Genomic DNA, 22,045 nt, shown 5'->3' with positions numbered 1-22,045 from the left:
GTCTGATGCACCGCATTCGCGAGCAGGCTCGCTCCCACACTGGATTTCAGTGATCCATGAAAAAGGGCCATTCGACTCGCATCGAATGGCCCTTTTTTTGTTGCCGCTGAAGTTACTCGGCAATCTGCAGCTTGCGCGACTCGGTGTAGACGTAGCGCACTTTCTCGTACTCGAACGGCGAGTTCATCTGGCCGTAGCGGAAGTTGGTCTGGTAGCGCTTGTCGACGGCGCGCAAGGCCCAGATTTCCGGGTGGTTGGAGCTGACTTCAGAAACGTTCAGGTAGTTGATCGCCGATTCGGCGGTGTAGTCCACGGCCAGGCCGGCGGTGTCGCGGATGTTCGACGGGCCGAGAATCGGCAAGACGAAGTAGGCGCCGCCCGGTACGCCGTAGAAACCCAGGGTCTGACCGAAGTCTTCGCTCTGGCGCGGCAGGCCCATGGCAGTCGCCGGGTCCCACAGGCCGGCAATGCCGATGGTGGTGTTGAGCAACAGGCGCGCGGTGGTTTCCATCGAACGCTTGCCCTTGAACTGCAGCAGGCTGTTGACCAGGTTTGGCACGTCGCCGAGGTTGTTGAAGAAGTTGCTCACTCCGGTGCGCAGGAAGCTCGGCGTCACGTAGCGATAACCGTCGACCACCGGCAGAAACACCCATTGGTCGAAGCGGTAGTTGAAGTGGTAGACGCGGCGATTCCACGACTCCAGCGGGTCATAGACGTTGAGCGCGTTGAGTGTCGAACGTTCGAACTCGCGTTGGTCCAGCCCCGGGTTGAACTTGAGTTTGGACAGCGGCTCCTTGAAGCCGTCGCTGTCGACCACCACTGGCGCGTTGGCTTTGCTGTTGTCGGCCTGGGCCACGCCTGCACTGAGGAGCGCTGCAATCAGCAGGAGATATTTAGCCACGGAAGAACTCCAGCATGGCGTCGCTGTTGACGCGGTAGTTAAGGTTGCCGCAATGGCCGCCCAGTGGGTAAACAGTCAGGCGATCGCCGAAGGTCTTGCGCAGGAAACCCAGGTCGCCAGGGCCGAGAATCACGTCGTCAGCGTTGTGCATGACGGCGATTTTCGGGCTGTCGTGCAGGTAATCCTTGAGCGCGTACAGGCTGACCTGGTCGATCAGTTGCAGCAGGCTGCCGCCGTCGGTACGGGCGCGCCACATCGGGATCACCTGTTCGGTCAGGTAGCAGTCGAAGTCGCATTGCAGCGCACGCTTGAGAAACGGCGTGAGGCTGGTGCCTTCGGTGATCGGGAATTTCGGCGGAGTGATCAGGCCACGGCGGTTGATCAGGTCGGAGGTGAAGGCAATGTCGGCGGCCGAGAAGCGGAACGAGGTGCCGATCAGCATCGCCATCTGCTCGTTGGTCAGGTGCTGTTTGGACTGCTGGAAGTCGTAGAGCAGGGCGTCGTTGAGGTCGATGTAGCCTTTCTGCTGGAAGTAGCGGGTCAGCTTGTTCAGCACCAGTTCATAGAAAGTGGTGCTGTTGTTGATGCCCTTCACTTCAGTCTGCACCAGCTTGTCGAGGTTGCTGATGGACGTGTAGAGGTTGACCGGCGGGTTGAGCAGCAGGACTTTCTTGAAGTTGAAACTGCGTCGGGTCTCGTCCAGGTGCGCGACGAACGCGGCATCCAGCGCGCCAAGGCTGTAGCCGCTGAGGTAGTACTCGGTGACCGGCAGTTTCGGATGTTGCGCGCGCACGGCTTGCATCACCCGGTACATGTCTTCGGCGTCTTCCTTGGTGATGCCCGGGGTGGCGAAGCGTGAAGCGGCGCTGATGAAGTCGAAGCTGGTGGGCGACGACAACTGCACGACGTTGTAGCCGGCCTTGTAATAAAGCTTCTTCAGGTACTCATTGAGCGAACTGTCATAACGCGCACCGGTGCCGGCGATCAGGAAGATCAGCGGCGCCGGTTTGTCCTGCTCGGCGATACGGTAGGTGAGTTTTTTCACCGGCCAGAAGTTGTCCGGGAGGATGAAGGCCCGTTCCGGGCGCAGAGTGATGCTGTGGTCGGACTGATTGATCTCGTCGTTCGACGGCAATTCCGGACGCAGGTCCGGTGGCGTGGTGGCGATGGTCGCCTCGAACGGGTTGGTCAGGGGATAGCCATAACTGGCGGCATCGATATCCACCGCCAGTGCGGACGCACTCAGAATAAGGCCGCTGAACAGCGCGGCGAAGCGCAAGGAACGGAGCATGACTGGATCCCTTAAAGGAAGGTGCCGAATGAAGTTCGCAGGCTATGACCACCGGGCTTGCGCCAAAGTGCCATGCCTCGGCACCAAACAGGCAGAATTCGGAGTAATAGTAGCTGGACGATACACGTTGCAAGGCGCGGATGACCAGTTAACAGTTGTTAGTGCTTGCCAATGCGTGCGGGCAGATTAAGCTGGCCGCCGATTTCGTTGATTGGAGAGATTCATGTCCCGCCGCTTGCCCGTGATTCTGTTGCTCGTGCTGTTGCCGCTGTGGCTGGCCGCCAGTTATGGCGCGCGTTATGGCTTCATGGAGGATGGGCAGTGGGTCGGCATCTGCGTCGATGAGGCGAGCCGCTGGGAATGTACGGTGCGCTCGAGTCTGGGGCTGATGATTCACTTCAAGGTGTTGGGCTGGACCGCGCTGGCTGCGGCGTTGCTGGGTTTCGTGCTGCCGGGGCGGGCAGGGTGGTGGCTGGCGGTGCTGGCGCTGGTGTTCGGGTTGCCGGCGCTGGCGTTGTACAACACGACGCTGGCGGTGTTTGCGGTGGTGATTGCCGGATTGCGGCTGGTCCGGGCATCCCGCAGCGCCTGACAGTCAGTCATCGCGGGCAAGCCCGCTCCCACAGGGGATTTGTGAACGCCACAGATCCAATGTGGGAGCGAGCCTGCTCGCGAAGAGGCCTTTAGCTTCGCTGAAGATCAACCCTTGCGAACCCGCAGACAGCGCCACAACGCCGCCACCATCAACCCGCTGACCAGCGCCCAGCCCCACGCCTGCTGATTCAACAAGCCTTCCTCATACAATTGCGGCGCAATGCCGGCGCCGATGATAAAGGTCAGCAGGGCGATTTCCCGGCGCGGCACGCTGACCGGGCGGCACACATACACCAGCGCCGGCAGAATGAACGCCATGCTGGCGAAGCTGCGATAGCGTGCGTCAAAAACCATCTCCAGCATCATCACCGCCGCCGCAAAACCGGCCCCGGCGACCAGCCAGCCGGCACGGCGCTCCAGCAGGCTGAACGCGCGTTCACGCCAGCCCTGGCGGGCGCTCAGGCTCAGCGCGGCATGTGCCAGCACCAACAGATTCAATGCCGTCAGCAAGCCGACCCACAGCCATTCGCTGGCAAACCGCGTGGTCACTCGCGCCAGATCGCCCCAGGCGCCGATCGAGCAGGCGGCCAGCGCACCGAGCAGCGGCAGGATCAATGCCGATCGGGTGGTGCGCACCCGGCCGCCGAGCAGCAGCGTGCCGAGGAAAATCAGGCCGCCGACGCCCAGCCATGCTTTCCAGTACGGCACATTGGTCACCGGCCCGGCGAGCACGCCCTTGTCCTGACGATCGGCGTCGAACAGGCCCCAGTAACCGCCGACCGCTCCTTCGCTGCCACGCTTCCATGGCTGGTCGAAGGCTTCGATCAGGTTGTAATGCCAGCCTTCCTTCTCGGCCATCGCGACAAAACCACGAATGAACTTGGCCTCGTTGACCCGGCTCGGCAGGGCGGTTTCGCGCTGGCGACCTTCGCTGGGCCAGCCGGTCTCGCCGATCATCACGTCCTTGGGCGCGAATTTGTTGCCGAACACCTGGCGTACATCCGCCACATGTTGCAGGGCGACGTCGATGTTCGACGGATCATCTTCCCAGTACGGCAGCAAGTGAATGGTCAGGAAATCCACCGCTGGCGCGACTTCCGGGTGCTTGAGCCAGAACTCCCAGACATCGGCATAGGTAACCGGTTGCTTGACCTGGCTTTTGACCTTGTTGATCAGCTTCGCCAGTTGCGCGCCGGTGACTTCCTTGCGCAGCAGCGCTTCGTTGCCCACGATCACCGCGCTGACCACATCCGGGTTGGCGTTGGCCGAGGCAATCAGCAGGTCGACTTCCTTTTCGGTGTCCACCGGGTTGCTGTTGACCCAGGCGCCGATCATCAGCTTCAAACCGTGCTTGCGCGCCAGTTCCGGCAGCGCTTCGAGGCCGGTCATTGAGTAGGTGCGGATACATTCGAAACGCGTCGCCAGCAGAGCGAGGTCGGCGTCCATGCGTTCCGGGCGCAGTTTGAACGGCACGTCGAACGGCGACTGATCCTTGTCGAACGGCGTGTAGGAGGCGCATTGCAATTTGTGCGTCGGGGTCGCGGCATCCGGCAGAATCACCGGTTTGCCGAGGCCGTACCAGAAGCCACCGAGGGCCAACAGGCCGAGCAGGCAGGCAAAGAGATAAGGAACAAGCGGGAAGCGGGAGGTCGCGGACATGGTCAGGCCGAGTGGCTGCAAAGCGACGCATGTTACCTGCATTTATCCGCGGGTTGGTGGCCTGCATGATTTGCACATGCAAAGTTCGGGCGGATTGTCTGGCGCCAATTATTCAGAGGTGATTAATGGCCTTCTGATGTCGTTTCTCGGTGTATTGAGGTCGCTGACAGAGCAGGTCGCTGCGAGCGTCAGGCCGATGATCGAAAGCGTCAGTACTCCACTGATGGTCGGTCGAGTTTGCAGTCAGGCGTGATGGGGGCGCTGTGCACCATAACAATACGTTGACGATGCCCGGCATCCGTCGGGCGCAGCATTTCGGGGAAGTAAACGATGAAGATGCGACGACTTTTAGGCGCAGGTGCCGCTCTGGTGCTTGCGATGAGTTCCACATTCGCCAGCGCTGAAAAACAGACCCTGAACATCGGTTATGTTGACGGCTGGTCCGACAGCGTCGCGACCACCCACGTGGCGGCCGAGGTGATCAAGCAGAAACTCGGCTACGACGTGAAGTTGCAAGCCGTCGCCACCGGGATCATGTGGCAGGGCGTGGCCACCGGCAAACTCGATGCGATGCTCTCGGCGTGGCTGCCGGTGACCCACGGCGAATACTGGACGAAAAACAAGGATCTGGTCGTCGATTACGGCCCGAACTTCAAGGACGCGAAAATCGGCCTGATCGTGCCGGAGTACGTCAAGGCGAAATCGATCGAAGACCTCAAGACCGATGACAGCTTCAAAAATCGCATCGTCGGCATCGACGCCGGGTCAGGCGTGATGCTCAAGACCGATCAGGCAATCAAGGATTACGGTCTGGACAAATACTCCCTCAAGGCCAGTTCCGGCGCCGGCATGATTGCCGAGCTGACCCGTGCCGAGAAGAAGAACGAATCGATTGCCGTCACCGGTTGGGTGCCGCACTGGATGTTCGCCAAGTGGAAACTGCGCTTCCTTGACGACCCGAAAGGCGTGTATGGCGCGGCTGAAACCGTAAACAGCATCGGTAGCAAAGAACTGGCTACCAAGGCACCGGAAGTGGCCAAGTTCCTGAAAAACTTCCAGTGGGCGTCGAAAGACGAGATCGGCGAAGTCATGCTGGCCATCCAGGACGGCGCCAAGCCTGACGCGGCGGCCAAGGATTGGGTCGCCAAGCACCCGGACCGCGTGGCTGACTGGACCAAATAAAAGCAACACCGCCGTACCCCACTGTGGGAGCGAGCCTGCTCGCGAATGCGATCTGTCAGTTGATACATATTTCGACTGATCTGACGCTTTCGCGAGCAGGCTCGCTCCCACAGTTTTTTTTGTGTGCTGAAAATTGGCGAAAACGTCATGTCGTTCTAATACTAAGGTCGTCTGGAAGCCGTTCCGCAGCCGCATACAGTGGATACGTTCCAACAATAATCTGTGCTGCGAGGATAAAAACAATGAACGACAGCATTTACCTCTCGATTCAAAACAGCCCGCGCTTCAAGGAGCTGGTGAGAAAAAGAGAAAAGTTCGCCTGGATACTCTCGGCGATCATGCTCGGGCTGTATTCCGGATTCATCCTGTTGATTGCTTACGGGCCGCAAGTGCTCGGTGCGAAACTCAGCCCCGGGTCTTCGATTACCTGGGGCATTCCGATCGGTGTCGGGCTGATTGTATCGGCCTTCGTCCTGACCGGTATCTACGTGCGACGCGCCAATGGCGAGTTTGACGACCTGAACAATGCGATTCTCAAGGAGGCTCAGCAATGATCCGGCGTCTACTGGCTCTTTTGAGCATCGCAGCGTTCGCTCCAGCCGTCTGGGCTGCTGACGCCTTGACCGGTGAAGTCCACAAACAACCGCTCAACGTTTCCGCGATCGCCATGTTCGTGGTGTTCGTCGGTGCGACCTTGTGCATCACCTACTGGGCGTCCAAGCGCAACAAGTCGGCTGCCGATTACTACGCCGCGGGCGGCAAGATCACCGGTTTCCAGAATGGTCTGGCGATTGCCGGCGACTACATGTCGGCGGCGTCCTTCCTGGGGATTTCCGCGCTGGTGTTCACCTCTGGCTACGATGGCCTGATCTACTCGATCGGCTTCCTGGTGGGCTGGCCGATCATCCTGTTCCTGATCGCCGAGCGTCTGCGTAACCTGGGTAAATACACCTTTGCCGACGTGGCGTCCTACCGCCTCGGGCAAACCCAGATCCGCACACTGTCTGCCTGCGGTTCGCTGGTGGTGGTGGCGTTCTACCTGATTGCGCAAATGGTCGGTGCCGGCAAGCTGATCCAGCTGCTGTTCGGCCTCGACTACTACGTGGCGGTGATTCTGGTCGGTATCCTGATGTGCATGTACGTGCTGTTCGGCGGCATGCTGGCGACCACCTGGGTGCAGATCATCAAGGCGGTGTTGTTGCTGTCCGGTGCTTCTTTCATGGCGCTGATGGTGATGAAGCACGTCAACTTCGACTTCAACATGCTGTTCTCCGAGGCGATCAAGGTTCACCCCAAAGGTGAGGCGATCATGAGCCCGGGCGGCCTGGTGAAAGATCCAATTTCGGCGTTCTCCCTCGGTCTGGCCCTGATGTTCGGTACCGCTGGTCTGCCGCACATCCTGATGCGCTTCTTTACCGTGAGTGATGCGAAAGAAGCGCGCAAGAGTGTGCTGTATGCCACCGGCTTCATTGGCTACTTCTACATCCTGACCTTCATTATCGGCTTCGGCGCGATCCTGCTGGTCAGCACCAACCCGGCCTTCAAGGATGCAGCGGGCGCTCTGCTCGGCGGCAACAACATGGCGGCGGTGCACCTGGCCAACGCGGTGGGTGGCAGTATCTTCCTCGGCTTCATCTCGGCGGTGGCGTTCGCGACCATTCTGGCGGTGGTAGCGGGCCTGACTCTGGCTGGTGCATCGGCGGTGTCGCACGACCTGTATGCCAGTGTGATCAGGAAGGGCAAGGCCAACGACAGGGATGAGATTCGCGTGTCGAAGATCACCACCATCGCCCTGGGTGTGCTGGCGATTGGTCTGGGCATCCTGTTCGAAAGCCAGAACATCGCGTTCATGGTCGGCCTGGCGTTCTCGATTGCAGCGAGCTGCAACTTCCCGGTGCTGTTGCTTTCGATGTACTGGAAGAAGTTGACGACCCGCGGCGCGATGGTCGGTGGCTGGTTGGGGCTGGTGAGTGCGGTGGGTCTGATGATCCTCGGCCCGACCATCTGGGTGCAGATTCTGCATCACGAGAAGGCGATCTTCCCTTACGAGTACCCGGCGTTGTTTTCGATGATCATTGCGTTCATCGGTATCTGGTTCTTCTCGATCACCGACAAGTCGGCGGCGGCCGAGAACGAGCGGGCGCTGTTCTTCCCGCAGTTTGTGCGTTCGCAGACGGGGTTGGGGGCGAGTGGGGCGGTTTCGCACTAAGCGCTGATTAGATGTTTTGAGTGAGATGCCCCGGTTGAGAGATCGGGGCATTTTTTTTTGTGGGCGGTTATCGGACTTGGGCCTTCGTGGTTGGTGTTTATGAGTACATATCCGTTGCTGCGGTAACGGCGGCTTAGGGTTCCGCCCTTACGGCGGGTCACTTTTGACAAACGCCTCAAAAGTAACCAAAAAGGCTTTACCCTGACGTTCGGCCCTCGCTCAGGCTCGGGTTCCTTCGCTCCGGGATTCATCCGGGGTGCAGCGCCTACGGTTTGCTTCGCTGCACCTCCTCTCGCTGTGTTTGGCTGCGCCAAACGGTCGCTGCGCTCCCACCCCCGGATAAATCCCTCCACTCAGCCTGCCGACGGGCCCTCAGATCAAAAGCGGTACTCGAGCTAACGCTCATCGTGTTGAGTGGGGCGGCTTCGCCGCACGGGTTCTGCGTTTTCTAGACTGTAGGTGCCAGCCTGCTGGCGATGGCGGCCTACGAGCCGACCAATTTCAAACTGAATGCACTCAATCCAAATGTGGGAGCTGGCTTGCCAGCGATGGCGGCCTGACAGCCGACCATTCACCAACTGAAAACACCCAATCCCATGTAGGAGCTGCCGAAGGCTGCGATCTTTTGATCTGGCTCTGGCTCTGGCTCTGGCTCTGGCTCTGGCTCTGGCTTTTGATCTTGACTTGGCTTTTGATTTTTTGCCCCTTCGGCAGGCCGAGCGAAGGTGTCCATCCGGGGGGTAGGCGCGCAGCGCCATGCGGCGAAGCCGCATACATCGAGAGGAGGTGCAGCGAAGCAAACCGTAGGCGATGCCCCCGGATGGACACCGTAGCGAGGGAACACTGAGCCTCAGCGAAGTGCCGTACGCCGGGGGCAAAGCCTTTTGGGTTACCTTTTCGGCGTCTGGAAAAGGTGACTCGCTGTAAGAGCGAAACCATAGGAGGCCGTTACCGCAGCAACGGATATACACCCAAAACCCCAAAAAACCAGTCGGCCCCAAGGCCGCTGCGACCCCACAAACAAAAACGGCCTCTATATAAATAGAGGCCGTTCCCGATACAACTTCAAGACGTTATCGCAAGACAAGCCTTATTTGCGGTCTTCCAGCTTGGTGATATCACGCGACTCATAGCCAGTGTACAACTGGCGCGGACGGCCAATCTTGTACGGGCTGGAGAGCATTTCTTTCCAGTGCGAAATCCAGCCGACAGTACGAGCCAGAGCGAAGATCACGGTGAACATGCTGGTCGGAATGCCGATCGCCTTGAGGATGATCCCCGAGTAGAAGTCGACGTTCGGGTACAGCGAGCGTTCGATGAAGTACGGGTCGGTCAGGGCGATCTCTTCCAGGCGCATGGCCAGTTCGAGTTGCGGATCGTTGTTGATGCCCAGTTCTTTCAGCACTTCGTCGCAGGTCTGCTTCATCACAGTCGCGCGCGGATCGCGGTTCTTGTAAACGCGGTGACCGAAGCCCATGAGTTTGAACGGATCGTTCTTGTCCTTGGCCTTGGCGATGAACTTGTCGATGTTGGATACATCGCCAATCTCGTCAAGCATGGTCAGAACGGCTTCGTTCGCACCGCCGTGGGCAGGGCCCCACAGTGCGGCGATGCCGGCGGCGATACAGGCGAACGGGTTGGCACCCGAAGAGCCTGCCAGGCGCACGGTGGAGGTCGATGCGTTCTGCTCGTGGTCGGCGTGGAGGATGAAGATCCGGTCCATGGCCTTGGCGAGTACCGGGCTGATCGGTTTGATCTCGCACGGGGTGTTGAACATCATGTGCAGGAAGTTTTCCGCGTACGTCAGATCGTTGCGCGGGTACATCATGGGTTGGCCCATGGAGTACTTGTAAACCATCGCTGCCAGGGTTGGCATCTTGGCAACCAGACGGATCGCGGAGATTTCGCGATGCTGCGGGTTATTGATGTCCAGGGAGTCGTGGTAGAAGGCCGAAAGGGCGCCGACTACGCCGCACATGACGGCCATCGGGTGGGCGTCGCGACGGAAGCCGTTGAAGAAGGTTTTCAGCTGCTCGTGAACCATGGTGTGGTTTTTTACGGTGCTGACGAACTGGGCCTTCTGTTCTGCGGTCGGCAGTTCGCCGTTGAGCAGCAGGTAGCAGGTTTCCAGGTAGTCCGACTTTTCAGCCAGCTGTTCGATCGGGTAGCCGCGGTGCAACAGAATGCCGTTGTCGCCGTCGATATAGGTGATCTTCGATTCGCACGAGGCGGTCGACATGAAACCCGGGTCGAAAGTGAAGCGGCCCGTGGCCGTCAGGCCCCGAACATCGATTACATCGGGACCAACGGTGCCGGTTAAAATGGGCAGCTCGACGGGGGCTGCGCCCTCGATGATCAACTGCGCTTTTTTGTCAGCCATGTGGCCTCCTATTTATGCTTGAACCATCAGACAGACCCCCCACGCAGGGCCCGCACCACTATAGTGAGATAAATTCGAATGTCAATTTGCCTAAAGTCTTGCTCCAGAAGGCTTTAAGCGTACTTTTTCCTCGAAATTGACTGCCATTTACGCCTTTTATACGACTTGTGCAATCAGCTATTTGGGGTAGGTGATTGCGTTGTCATTAGTAGCCTAACTGTCTATACTCGGCCACCGACCGCCAAGGGCTTTTGGGCTTGCTTTCATTGGGGGTCGCATCCCTGGGTGGTGGTTACCTGACCAGTGCACTCCCCAACAACTTTGCCCTGATTGTTAGGGGCTCTTCAGTGTGAAAAAAAAGCCGTGAAAAGCCAACGACCTGTAAACCTAGACCTAAGGACCATCAAACTCCCAGTCACTGCTTACACGTCCATTCTTCACCGTATCTCCGGTGTCATCCTCTTCGTGTGCCTTGCCATCATGCTTTACGCATTGGACAAGTCGCTGAGCTCCGAGGAAGGCTTCGGTCAGGTGAAAGCGTGTCTGACCAGTCCGCTAGCCAAGCTAGTGATTTGGGGCATCCTGTCCGCTCTGCTGTATCACCTGGTAGCCGGTGTGCGCCATTTGATCATGGACATGGGCATCGGTGAGACGCTGGAAGGCGGCAAGCTGGGCTCGAAAATCGTTATCGCCGTTTCCGTGGTGGTAATCGTTCTGGCAGGAGTCTGGATATGGTAACTAACGTCACGAACCTCTCGCGTTCGGGCCTCTATGACTGGATGGCGCAACGTGTGTCGGCGGTCGTTCTCGCGGCTTACTTCATCTTTCTGATCGGATACGTCGTGGCCCACCCAGGCCTCGAGTACGCCCAGTGGCATGAACTGTTCGCCCACAACGGGATGCGTATTTTCAGCCTCCTGGCCCTTGTTGCTCTCGGCGCTCACGCCTGGGTCGGCATGTGGACCATCGCGACTGACTACCTGACGCCAATGGCGTTCGGCAAGTCCGCGACGGCTATACGTTTCCTTTTCCAGGCAGTATGCGGCGTCGCGATGTTCGCTTACTTCGTCTGGGGTGTGCAGATTCTCTGGGGTATCTGAGTCATGGCTAACATTCCAACGATTTCTTTCGACGCCATCATTATTGGTGGTGGCGGTGCCGGCATGCGCGCTGCGCTGCAGCTGGCACAGGGCGGTCACAAGACTGCGGTGATCACCAAGGTTTTCCCGACCCGTTCGCACACTGTATCCGCCCAGGGTGGCATCACCTGCGCGATCGCGTCCGCTGACCCGAACGATGACTGGCGCTGGCACATGTACGATACCGTCAAGGGTTCCGACTACATCGGTGACCAGGACGCTATCGAATACATGTGTCAGGAAGGCCCGGCTGCCGTTTTCGAACTGGACCACATGGGTCTGCCGTTCTCGCGTACCGAGCAAGGCCGTATCTACCAGCGTCCATTCGGTGGTCAGTCCAAGGACTACGGTAAAGGCGGCCAGGCTGCTCGTACCTGCGCAGCATCCGACCGTACCGGTCACGCGCTGCTGCACACCCTTTATCAGGGCAACCTGAAAGCCGGTACCACGTTCCTGAACGAGTACTACGCTGTCGACCTGGTGAAAAACCAGGAAGGCGAGTTCGTCGGTGTGATCGCGATCTGCATCGAAACCGGCGAAACTTCGTACATCCGCGCCAAGGCCACCGTACTGGCCACTGGCGGTGCCGGCCGTATCTACGCCTCCACCACCAACGCCCTGATCAACACCGGTGACGGCGTTGGCATGGCGCTGCGTGCTGGCGTACCGGTACAAGACATCGAAATGTGGCAGTTCCACCCGACCGGCATCGCCGGCGCCGGTGTACTGGTTACAGAAGGCTGCCGTGGTGAAGGTGGTTACCTGATCAACAAGCACGGCGAGCGTTTCATGGAGCGTTATGCTCCGAACGCGAAAGACCTGGCTGGTCGTGACGTGGTTGCCCGTTCGATGGTTAAAGAAATCATCGCCGGCAACGGTTGCGGTCCGAATGGCGACCACGTAATGCTCAAACTCGACCACCTGGGCGAGGAAGTGCTGCACAGCCGTCTGCCAGGCATCTGCGAACTGTCGAAGACTTTCGCACACGTTGACCCGGTGGTTGCGCCGGTTCCGGTGGTTCCGACCTGCCACTACATGATGGGCGGCGTTGCCACCAACATTCATGGCCAGGCGATCACTCAGAACGCCGAAGGCGTGGACCAGATCATTCCTGGCCTGTTCGCCGTAGGTGAAGTGGCTTGCGTATCGGTGCACGGTGCCAACCGTCTGGGCGGCAACTCGCTGCTCGACCTGGTGGTATTCGGCCGCGCTGCCGGCCTGCACCTGGAAAAGGCGCTGACCGACGGCATCGAATACGACGACGCTACCGAAGCCGACATCGAAGCAGCCCTGTCGCGTCTGAACGCGCTGAACGGCCGTACCGATGGCGAAGACGTGGCAACCCTGCGTCGCGAGCTGCAAAGCTGCATGCAGAACTACTTCGGTGTATTCCGTACTGGCGAATACATGCAGAAGGGTATCGCTCAGCTGGCCGATCTGCGCAAGCGCATCGCCAACGTGAAGATCAACGATAAGTCGCAAGCGTTCAACACTGCGCGTATCGAAGCTCTGGAACTGCAAAACCTGCTGGAAGTGGCTGAAGCTACCGCCATCGCGGCCGAAGTACGTAAAGAGTCCCGCGGCGCTCACGCCCGTGAAGACTTCGAAGACCGTGACGACGAAAACTGGCTGTGCCACACCCTGTACTTCCCGGGTGAGAAACGCGTCGCCAAGCGTGCCGTAAACTTCTCGCCGAAGACTGTTCCGACTTTCGAACCTAAAGTCCGGACTTATTAAGGGTGATCGCCATGTTGCAAGTCAGTGTTTATCGCTACAACCCTGATCAGGACGCTGCGCCGTTCATGCAGGAATTCCAGGTTGATACCGGTGGTAAAGACCTGATGGTGCTGGACGTGCTGGCCCTGATCAAAGAGCAGGACGAGGGTTTCTCCTATCGTCGCTCTTGCCGTGAAGGCGTCTGCGGCTCCGACGGCATGAACATCAACGGCAAGAATGGTCTGGCGTGCATCACGCCGCTGTCCGCTGTCGTAAAAGGCAACAAGTTGATCGTTCGTCCGCTGCCAGGTTTGCCGGTTATCCGTGACCTGGTTGTCGATATGAGCATCTTCTACAAGCAATACGAGAAGGTTAAGCCTTACCTGCAGAACGACACGCCGGCTCCGGCCATCGAGCGTCTGCAGTCCCCTGAAGAGCGTGAAAAGCTCGACGGTCTGTACGAGTGCATCCTGTGCGCCTGCTGCTCGACCTCGTGCCCGTCCTTCTGGTGGAACCCGGACAAATTCCTGGGTCCAGCTGCCCTGCTGCAAGCGTACCGCTTCCTGGCAGACAGCCGTGACACCAAGACGTCCGAGCGTCTGGCTTCGCTCGATGACCCGTTCAGCGTCTTCCGCTGCCGGGGCATCATGAACTGCGTCAACGTATGTCCGAAAGGCCTGAACCCGACTAAGGCCATCGGTCACATCCGTAACATGCTGCTTTCGAGCGGCGTGTGATTCAGCTGCTGTAACCGTAGAACCGCTGTAACGAAGAGGCTGTGGCGCGGGCTTCAACCCGCGTCATGGCTATAACCAGAGCAGTAGCCACAAGCTGCAGCTCTTATTTTGAAGAAATGAGACAAGCAGGGGCATCCGGGCTGGTACCCGGACTATCAGCGTGATCCTAAGTGGCTTGTTTTGGTCGCTGCATTCGGACTTCTGCAAGTTTGCTCGGTATTGACGCCGATGGTGTTCCCCTAACCGAGGGTGACCAAGCATGCAAGAAAGCGTGATGCAGCGCATGTGGAACAGCGCCTACCTTTCAGGTGGAAACGCTGCCTATGTGGAAGAGCTTTATGAGCTCTACCTGCACGACCCTAACGCTGTGCCAGAAGAGTGGCGCACCTACTTTCAGAAGCTGCCTGCCGACGGCAGCTCTGCCACTGATGTTTCGCACTCCACAATTCGCGATCATTTCGTGCTGCTGGCAAAGAACCAGCGCCGCGCTCAACCGGTTTCCGCCGGGAGCGTGAGCAGTGAGCACGAGAAGAAGCAAGTTGAAGTGCTGCGATTGATCCAGGCCTACCGTATGCGTGGCCACCAGGCAGCCCAGCTTGACCCGCTGGGGCTGTGGCAGCGTCCTGCACCTGCAGACCTGTCGATCAATCATTACGGCTTGACCAATGCCGATCTTGATACGACCTTCCGTGCCGGCGACCTGTTCATCGGCAAAGAGGAAGCGAGCCTACGCGAAATTCACGAAGCGTTGCAGCAGACATATTGCCGCACCATCGGCGCTGAATTTACGCACATCACCGATTCCGAGCAGCGCCAGTGGTTCCAGCAGCGTCTGGAAAGCGTGCGCGGTCGTCCGACGTACTCCGCTGACATCAAGAGCCACCTGCTTGAGCGCGTGACGGCCGGTGAAGGCCTGGAAAAATACCTGGGCACCAAATACCCGGGCACCAAGCGTTTCGGTCTGGAAGGCGGCGAAAGCCTGATTCCGATGCTCGACGAACTGATCCAGCGTTCCGGTTCCTACGGCACCAAGGAAGTCGTCATCGGCATGGCCCACCGTGGCCGTCTGAACGTGCTGGTCAACACCTTCGGCAAGAACCCGCGCGAGCTGTTCGACGAGTTCGAAGGCAAGAAGAAGGTCGAGCTGGGTTCCGGTGACGTTAAATACCACCAGGGCTTCTCGTCCAACGTGATGACCGCCGGCGGTGAAGTTCACTTGGCCATGGCGTTCAACCCGTCCCACCTGGAAATCGTTTCCCCGGTGGTAGAAGGTTCGGTTCGCGCCCGTCAGGATCGTCGTAACGACCCGACCGGTGAGAAGGTGCTGCCGATCTCCATCCACGGTGACGCTGCATTCGCAGGTCAGGGCGTGGTCATGGAAACCTTCCAGATGTCGCAGACCCGCGGTTTCAAGACCGGCGGTACCGTGCACATCGTGATCAACAACCAGGTCGGTTTCACCATCAGCAACCCGCTGGACTCGCGTTCCACCGAGTACGCCACCGACGTTGCGAAGATGATCCAGGCGCCGATCCTCCATGTGAATGGTGATGATCCGGAAGCCGTGCTGTTCGTGACCCAGCTGGCCATCGACTACCGCATGCAGTTCAAGCGTGACGTGGTGATCGACCTGGTCTGCTACCGTCGTCGCGGCCACAACGAGGCTGACGAGCCAAGCGGCACCCAGCCGCTGATGTATCAGCAGATCACCAAGCAGCGCACCACCCGTGAGCTGTACGCTGATCGTCTGACTCAGGCCGGTGTGCTCGACGCAGAGCGTGTACAGGCGAAAGTCGACGAGTACCGCAATGCGCTGGACAACGGTCTGCACGTGGTGAAATCGCTGGTCAAAGAGCCGAACAAAGAGCTGTTCGTGGACTGGCGTCCGTACCTGGGCCACGCCTGGACTGCGCGTCACGACACGCGTTTCGACCTGAAGACCCTGCAGGAACTGTCCGCCAAGCTGCTGGAAATCCCGGAAGGCTTCGTGGTTCAGCGTCAGGTTGCGAAGATCTACGAAGACCGTCAGAAGATGCAAGCCGGCGGCCTGCCGATCAACTGGGGTTACGCCGAAACCATGGCGTACGCGACCCTGGCGTTCGAAGGTCACCCGATCCGCATGACCGGTCAGGACATCGGCCGCGGTACGTTCTCGCACCGTCACGCTGTGCTGCACAACCAGAAAGATGCCGGCACCTACATTCCGCTGAAGCACCTGTACGAAGGTCAGCCACGCTTTGACCTGTACGACTCGTTCCTGTCGGAAGAAGCGGTACTGGCCTTCGAATACGGCTACTCGACCACCACGCCAAACGCGCTGGTGATCTGGGAAGCCCAGTTCGGCGACTTCGCCAACGGTGCACAGGTTGTTATCGACCAGTTCATCACCAGCGGCGAACACAAGTGGGGCCGTCTCTGCGGTCTGACCATGCTGTTGCCGCACGGCTACGAAGGTCAGGGTCCTGAGCACAGCTCGGCACGTCTTGAGCGTTACCTGCAACTGTGCGCCGAGCACAACATTCAGGTGTGCATGCCGACCACTCCGGCGCAGATCTACCACTTGCTGCGTCGTCAGGTGATTCGCCCGCTGCGCAAGCCATTGGTCGTTCTGACGCCGAAGTCGCTGCTGCGCCACAAGCTGGCCATCTCGACTCTGGAAGATCTGGCCGAAGGTTCGTTCCAGACCGTGATCCCGGAAATCGATGCACTGGACCCGAAAAAGGTCGAGCGCGTTGTTCTGTGTAGCGGCAAGGTCTACTACGACCTGCTGGAAAAACGTCGTGCCGAAGGCCGTGACGATATCGCCATCGTGCGTATCGAGCAGCTGTATCCATTCCCTGAGGACGACTTGAAAGAAGTCCTGGCGCCTTACACCAACGCCAAAGCGGCCGTCTGGTGTCAGGAAGAGCCAATGAACCAGGGCGCCTGGTACTGCAGCCAGCACCACCTGCGTCGCAGCATCGGTAACCTCAACAAATCTCTCGTACTCGAGTACGCGGGCCGTGAGGCTTCTGCTGCACCTGCATGTGGTTACGCATCGATGCACGCCGAGCAGCAGGAAAAACTGCTGCAAGACGCGTTTACCGTTTAACGCCTTCGCGCACCTGAAACCGAATTTAAGGAACCACAGATAATGGCTATCGAGATCAAAGCCCCCACTTTCCCGGAATCGGTTGCCGATGGCACCGTTGCCACCTGGCACAAACAACCGGGCGACGCGGTCAAGCGTGACGAACTGATCGTCGACATCGAAACCGACAAAGTCGTACTGGAAGTGCTGGCTACCGCCGACGGCGTGCTGGGCGCAATCGTCAAGAACGAAGGCGACACCGTTCTGTCCGACGAAGTCCTGGGCTCCATCGTTGAAGGCGGCGCTGCTGCCGCTGCCCCAGCCGCCGCTGCTGCTCCGGCCGCTGCTGCCGCTGCCCCGGCTGCTGCCGAAGGCGAAGACGATCCTGTTGCTGCTCCGGCTGCGCGCAAGCTGGCTGAAGAAAACGGCATCAACATCGCTTCCGTTGCCGGCACCGGCAAAGGCGGTCGTGTGACCAAGGAAGACGTGGTGGCTGCTGTTGCCGCGAAGAAAGCCGCTCCGGCTGCTGCTCCTGCAAAAGCCGCTGCTCCAGCCGCTGCTGCCCCGGTATTCGCTGCCGGTGACCGCGTTGAAAAACGCGTGCCGATGACCCGTCTGCGTGCCAAGGTTGCCGAGCGTCTGGTTGAAGCCCAGTCGAACATGGCCATGCTGACTACTTTCAACGAAGTCGACATGACCGAAGTCATGGCCCTGCGTTCGAAGTACAAGGACCTGTTCGAGAAGTCCCACAACGGCGTACGCCTGGGCTTCATGTCGTTCTTCGTCAAGGCGGCCACCGAAGCGCTGAAACGCTTCCCGGCGGTCAACGCTTCGATCGACGGCGCGGACATCGTCTACCACGGCTACGCCGACATCGGTGTTGCCGTTTCCAGCGACCGTGGTCTGGTTGTTCCGGTTCTGCGTAACGCCGAGCTGATGAGCCTGGCTGAAATCGAAGGCGGCATCGCCACATTCGGCAAAAAAGCCCGTGACGGCAAACTGTCGATGGAAGAGATGACCGGTGGTACCTTCACCATCACCAACGGTGGTACCTTCGGCTCGATGATGTCGACTCCGATCGTCAACCCGCCGCAGGCAGCGATTCTGGGCATGCACAACATCATCCAGCGTCCTATGGCCATCAACGGTCAGGTCGTGATCCGTCCGATGATGTACCTGGCACTGTCCTACGATCACCGTCTGATCGATGGCAAAGAAGCTGTAACCTTCCTGGTGACCATCAAGAACCTGCTGGAAGATCCGGCTCGTCTGTTGCTGGATATCTGATAGAAGCAGCTGCGAGCTTCAAGTTTCAAGCTGCAAGAAAAAGCAGCTTGGCTTGGAGCGCGCGGCTTGAAGCTTTTCGCTAAAGAGGATTTTTTGAATGTCGCAGAAATTTGACGTAGTAGTGATCGGTGCCGGCCCTGGCGGCTATGTAGCTGCCATCAAGGCCGCGCAGCTGGGTCTCACCACTGCCTGCATCGAGAAGTACACCGACGCTGAAGGCAAACAGGCCCTCGGCGGTACTTGCCTGAACGTCGGCTGCATTCCGTCCAAGGCGCTGCTGGACAGCTCCTGGAAGTACAAGGAAGCCAAAGAGAGCTTCAACGTTCACGGTATCTCGACCGGCGAAGTCAAAATGGACGTCGCTGCGATGGTTGGCCGCAAGGCTGGCATCGTCAAGAACCTGACTGGCGGCGTTGCCACCCTGTTCAAGGCTAACGGCGTGACTTCGATCCAGGGCCACGGCAAGCTGCTGGCCGGCAAGAAAGTCGAAGTCACCAAGCCTGACGGTTCGGTTGAAGTCATCGAAGCCGAAAACGTCATCCTGGCCCCAGGTTCGCGTCCGATCGACATTCCACCGGCTCCGGTCGATCAGAAAGTCATCGTCGATTCGACGGGTGCTCTGGAATTCCAGGCCGTCCCTAAACGTCTGGGCGTTATCGGCGCTGGCGTGATCGGTCTGGAACTGGGTTCGGTGTGGTCGCGTCTGGGTGCAGAAGTGACTGTCCTGGAAGCCCTGGACACTTTCCTGATGGCAGCCGACACCGCTGTTTCCAAGGAAGCGCTGAAAACTCTGACCAAACAGGGTCTGGACATCAAGCTGGGCGCTCGCGTGACCGGTTCGAAAGTGAACGGCGACGAAGTCGTTGTTAACTACACCGATGCCAACGGCGAACAGACCATCACTTTCGACAAGCTGATCGTAGCCGTTGGTCGCCGTCCGGTGACCACTGATCTGCTGGCTGCCGACAGCGGCGTGACCCTGGACGAGCGCGGTTTCGTGCACGTTGACGATCACTGCGCCACCACCGTACCGGGCGTCTACGCCATCGGTGACGTGGTGCGCGGCATGATGCTGGCGCACAAGGCCTCGGAAGAGGGCATCATGGTTGTCGAGCGCATCAAGGGTCACAAAGCCCAGATGAACTATGACCTGATCCCATCGGTTATTTATACTCACCCGGAAATCGCGTGGGTTGGCAAAACCGAGCAGGCCTTGAAAGCCGAAGGCGTTGAAGTTAACGTCGGCACCTTCCCGTTCGCCGCTTCCGGCCGTGCCATGGCCGCCAACGATACCGGTGGTTTCGTCAAGGTCATCGCTGATGCCAAGACCGACCGCGTATTGGGCGTGCACGTGATTGGCCCGAGCGCTGCAGAACTGGTTCAGCAGGGCGCGATCGGTATGGAATTCGGCACCAGCGCTGAAGACCTGGGCATGATGGTTTTCTCCCATCCGACCCTGTCTGAAGCCTTGCACGAAGCTGCTCTGGCTGTGAATGGCGGCGCCATCCACATTGCCAACCGCAAGAAGCGTTAAGACACAATAAGAAACCACGGCGGTAACGGCCCGTCGTGAGCCTTGCGAGCAAGTCTCACCGCGGAATGTCCGCTGGACGCAGTCTTGCGTAGCTGAACCGGGTAACCGGAAGGCTGCGCAAGCAGCAGTCACAGGTGGCGCGGCACTCATCAAGAGCGCAGCGCCGAATGCGCAGTACCTAACGAAGACGGTAAAAAGCATGAATCTTCACGAGTATCAGGGTAAGCAGCTGTTCGCTGAATACGGCCTGCCAGTTTCCACTGGTTACGCAGTAGACACCCCGGAAGCAGCAGCAGAAGCTTGCGACAAAATCGGCGGCAGCGAGTGGGTTGTCAAAGCCCAGGTCCACGCCGGTGGTCGCGGTAAAGCGGGCGGCGTCAAGCTGGTTCGCAACAAAGAAGACGCCAAGGCCTTCGCACAGCAGTGGCTGGGCAAGCGTCTGGTGACTTACCAGACTGACGCCAATGGTCAGCCAGTCACCAAGATCCTGGTTGAATCGTGCACTGATATCGCTAAAGAGCTGTACCTGGGCGCTGTCGTTGACCGTTCGAGCCGTCGCATCGTGTTCATGGCTTCCACCGAAGGTGGCGTGGACATCGAGAAAATCGCTCACGACACTCCAGAAAAAATTCTGAAAGCCACTATCGATCCACTGGTTGGCGCTCAGCCATTCCAGGGTCGCGAGCTGGCGTTCCAACTGGGTCTGGAAGGCAAGCAAGTTGCCCAGTTCGCCAAGATCTTCGTCGGTCTGGCCAAACTGTTCCAGGATCACGATCTGGCCCTGCTGGAAGTGAACCCGCTGGTGATCAAGGCTGACGGCGATCTGCACTGCCTGGACGCCAAGATCAACATCGACGCCAACGCCATGTACCGTCAGCCTAAGCTGAAGACTTTCCACGATCCGTCGCAAGACGATCCGCGCGAAGCGCACGCTGCCAAGTTCGAACTGAACTACGTAGCCCTGGAAGGCAACATCGGCTGCATGGTCAACGGTGCCGGCCTGGCCATGGGTACCATGGACATCGTCAACCTGCACGGCGGCAAGCCAGCCAACTTCCTCGACGTAGGTGGTGGTGCTACCAAAGAGCGCGTGACCGAAGCCTTCAAGATCATCCTGTCCGACACCAACGTCGCTGCAGTACTGGTCAACATCTTCGGCGGCATCGTTCGCTGCGACATGATTGCCGAAGGCATCATCGGCGCTGTGAAAGAAGTCGGCGTGAAAATCCCGGTTGTTGTTCGCCTTGAAGGCAACAACGCTGAGCTGGGCGCTAAAGTACTGGCAGAAAGCGGTTTGAACATCATCGCTGCTACCAGCCTGACCGACGCTGCTCAACAAGTTGTCAAAGCTGCGGAGGGCAAATAATGAGCGTCCTGATCAATAAAGACACCAAAGTTATCTGCCAGGGTATTACCGGTTCGCAAGGTAGTTTCCACACCCAGCAAGCCATCGAATACGGCACCAAGATGGTTGGTGGTGTAACTCCGGGCAAAGGCGGCACCGAGCACCTGGGTCTGCCAGTGTTCAACACCGTTAAAGACGCAGTCGCTGCCACTGGCGCTACCGCCAGCGTGATCTACGTTCCGGCTCCTTTCTGCAAGGACTCGATCCTGGAAGCAGCGTTCGGCGGCATCAAGCTGATCGTCTGCATCACCGAAGGCATTCCTACCCTGGACATGCTGGACGCTAAAGTTAAGTGCGACGAGCTGGGTGTTACCCTGATCGGCCCTAACTGCCCAGGCGTGATCACTCCAGGCGAATGCAAGATCGGCATCATGCCAGGTCACATTCACTTGCCAGGCAAGGTCGGTATCGTTTCGCGTTCCGGCACCCTGACCTACGAAGCTGTGAAGCAGACCACTGACGCCGGTTTCGGTCAGTCGACTTGCGTCGGCATCGGTGGTGACCCGATCCCGGGTTCGAACTTCATCGACATCCTGAAGCTGTTCCAGGAAGACCCGAAGACCGAAGCGATCGTGATGATCGGCGAGATCGGCGGTTCGGCTGAAGAAGAAGCGGCTGCCTACATCAAGGCACACGTGACCAAGCCGGTTGTTTCCTACATCGCGGGTGTGACTGCTCCTCCGGGCAAGCGCATGGGCCATGCTGGCGCAATCATCTCTGGCGGCAAAGGCACTGCAGACGAGAAATTTGCTGCGCTGCAAGACGCAGGCGTAAAAACCGTGCGTTCGCTGGCAGACATCGGCAAGGCCCTGGCCGAGCTGACCGGTTGGGCTGTCAAGTAAGCCTCGTGCTTGACTGACGCTTCACCAGACAAAGGCCACCTTCGGGTGGCCTTTGTTGTTTCTGAAAATCAAAAGATCGCAGCCTGCGGCAGCTCCTAC

General features: G+C 58.9%; 17 protein-coding genes. 13 read left to right on the top strand and 4 right to left on the bottom strand.

Annotated elements, in window-relative coordinates; translation table 11 throughout:
* Window positions 1-112: 112 nt before the first annotated feature.
* Together ACM6HV_RS01415 and ACM6HV_RS01410 are read right to left on the bottom strand one after the other, a co-directional pair.
* The gene (locus tag ACM6HV_RS01415) at window positions 113-901 is read right to left on the bottom strand and encodes a VacJ family lipoprotein (protein WP_007969640.1); all 789 of its coding nucleotides are present in this window, start codon (window positions 899-901) and stop codon (window positions 113-115) included.
* Window positions 894-2,192: a serine/threonine protein kinase gene (locus ACM6HV_RS01410; RefSeq protein ID WP_041072894.1), complete on the bottom strand. Its 1,299-nt coding sequence runs from the start codon at window positions 2,190-2,192 to the stop codon at window positions 894-896. The genes ACM6HV_RS01415 and ACM6HV_RS01410 overlap by 8 nt, the downstream gene beginning before the upstream one ends.
* 223 nt (window positions 2,193-2,415) lie before the next feature.
* On the opposite strand from ACM6HV_RS01410, the gene ACM6HV_RS01405 reads away from it, so the two are divergent.
* On the top strand, window positions 2,416-2,784 hold the full coding sequence (locus ACM6HV_RS01405) for a hypothetical protein (RefSeq protein WP_145592988.1): 369 nt from the start codon (window positions 2,416-2,418) through the stop codon (window positions 2,782-2,784).
* Window positions 2,785-2,891: 107 nt separating this feature from the next.
* Here the strand turns inward: ACM6HV_RS01405 and ACM6HV_RS01400 are convergent, their stop codons facing one another.
* Entirely contained in the window at window positions 2,892-4,487 is a 1,596-nt protein-coding gene (locus ACM6HV_RS01400; RefSeq protein ID WP_414903114.1) for a beta (1-6) glucans synthase, read from the bottom strand.
* 288 nt (window positions 4,488-4,775) lie between these two features.
* On the opposite strand from ACM6HV_RS01400, the gene ACM6HV_RS01395 reads away from it, so the two are divergent.
* The 3 genes from ACM6HV_RS01395 (at window position 4,776) to ACM6HV_RS01385 (ending at window position 7,836) form a co-directional block, all read left to right on the top strand.
* Window positions 4,776-5,627, top strand: a complete 852-nt coding sequence (locus tag ACM6HV_RS01395; protein ID WP_414903112.1) for a glycine betaine ABC transporter substrate-binding protein — start codon at window positions 4,776-4,778, stop codon at window positions 5,625-5,627.
* 242 nt (window positions 5,628-5,869) lie between these two features.
* Complete coding sequence (locus ACM6HV_RS01390; protein WP_041072887.1) at window positions 5,870-6,181, top strand: DUF485 domain-containing protein; 312 nt, start codon at window positions 5,870-5,872, stop codon at window positions 6,179-6,181.
* Entirely contained in the window at window positions 6,178-7,836 is a 1,659-nt protein-coding gene (locus ACM6HV_RS01385; protein WP_414903110.1) for a cation acetate symporter, read from the top strand. Before ACM6HV_RS01390 ends, ACM6HV_RS01385 begins: the two co-directional genes overlap by 4 nt.
* Window positions 7,837-8,926: 1,090 nt before the next feature.
* Here the strand turns inward: ACM6HV_RS01385 and gltA are convergent.
* Window positions 8,927-10,216 carry a citrate synthase gene (gene gltA / locus ACM6HV_RS01380; RefSeq protein WP_003222994.1) on the bottom strand — a complete coding sequence of 430 codons (1,290 nt, stop codon included), beginning with the start codon at window positions 10,214-10,216 and terminating at the stop codon, window positions 8,927-8,929.
* 363 nt (window positions 10,217-10,579) lie between these two features.
* Between gltA and sdhC the strand changes: the two genes are divergently transcribed.
* The 9 genes from sdhC to sucD all read left to right on the top strand — a co-directional run bounded on the left by sdhC (window position 10,580) and on the right by sucD (window position 21,946).
* Window positions 10,580-10,954: a succinate dehydrogenase, cytochrome b556 subunit gene (gene sdhC / locus ACM6HV_RS01375; RefSeq protein ID WP_016773673.1), complete on the top strand. Its 375-nt coding sequence runs from the start codon at window positions 10,580-10,582 to the stop codon at window positions 10,952-10,954.
* Complete coding sequence (gene sdhD / locus ACM6HV_RS01370; protein WP_003222999.1) at window positions 10,948-11,316, top strand: succinate dehydrogenase, hydrophobic membrane anchor protein; 369 nt, start codon at window positions 10,948-10,950, stop codon at window positions 11,314-11,316. Before sdhC ends, sdhD begins: the two co-directional genes overlap by 7 nt.
* 3 nt (window positions 11,317-11,319) lie before the next feature.
* Window positions 11,320-13,092 (top strand): succinate dehydrogenase flavoprotein subunit, encoded by a 1,773-nt coding sequence (gene sdhA / locus ACM6HV_RS01365; protein WP_007962857.1) that lies wholly within the window; start codon window positions 11,320-11,322, stop codon window positions 13,090-13,092.
* A gap of 11 nt (window positions 13,093-13,103) precedes the next feature.
* Window positions 13,104-13,808: a succinate dehydrogenase iron-sulfur subunit gene (locus ACM6HV_RS01360; RefSeq protein ID WP_003223007.1), complete on the top strand. Its 705-nt coding sequence runs from the start codon at window positions 13,104-13,106 to the stop codon at window positions 13,806-13,808.
* Between the two features lie 259 nt (window positions 13,809-14,067).
* A complete protein-coding gene (locus ACM6HV_RS01355) occupies window positions 14,068-16,899 on the top strand; it encodes a 2-oxoglutarate dehydrogenase E1 component (RefSeq protein WP_086794958.1) in 2,832 nt (943 codons plus the stop codon).
* Window positions 16,900-16,941: 42 nt separating this feature from the next.
* The gene (odhB, locus tag ACM6HV_RS01350; protein ID WP_041074387.1) at window positions 16,942-18,165 is read left to right on the top strand and encodes a 2-oxoglutarate dehydrogenase complex dihydrolipoyllysine-residue succinyltransferase; all 1,224 of its coding nucleotides are present in this window, start codon (window positions 16,942-16,944) and stop codon (window positions 18,163-18,165) included.
* 97 nt (window positions 18,166-18,262) lie between these two features.
* On the top strand, window positions 18,263-19,699 hold the full coding sequence (lpdA, locus tag ACM6HV_RS01345; protein WP_041074385.1) for a dihydrolipoyl dehydrogenase: 1,437 nt from the start codon (window positions 18,263-18,265) through the stop codon (window positions 19,697-19,699).
* A 199-nt stretch (window positions 19,700-19,898) separates the two neighbouring features.
* A complete protein-coding gene (gene sucC / locus ACM6HV_RS01340) occupies window positions 19,899-21,065 on the top strand; it encodes an ADP-forming succinate--CoA ligase subunit beta (protein ID WP_003223015.1) in 1,167 nt (388 codons plus the stop codon).
* Window positions 21,065-21,946, top strand: a complete 882-nt coding sequence (gene sucD / locus ACM6HV_RS01335) for a succinate--CoA ligase subunit alpha (RefSeq protein WP_003223019.1) — start codon at window positions 21,065-21,067, stop codon at window positions 21,944-21,946. The genes sucC and sucD overlap by 1 nt, the downstream gene beginning before the upstream one ends.
* Window positions 21,947-22,045: the final 99 nt, after the last annotated feature.

The organism is Pseudomonas sp. IT-P260 (assembly GCF_949768395.1).
GTDB classification, from domain to species: domain Bacteria; phylum Pseudomonadota; class Gammaproteobacteria; order Pseudomonadales; family Pseudomonadaceae; genus Aquipseudomonas; species Aquipseudomonas parakoreensis.
The sequence above is the reverse complement of the archived record's forward strand: the minus strand, read 5'-3'. Positions and strand labels throughout refer to the sequence as shown.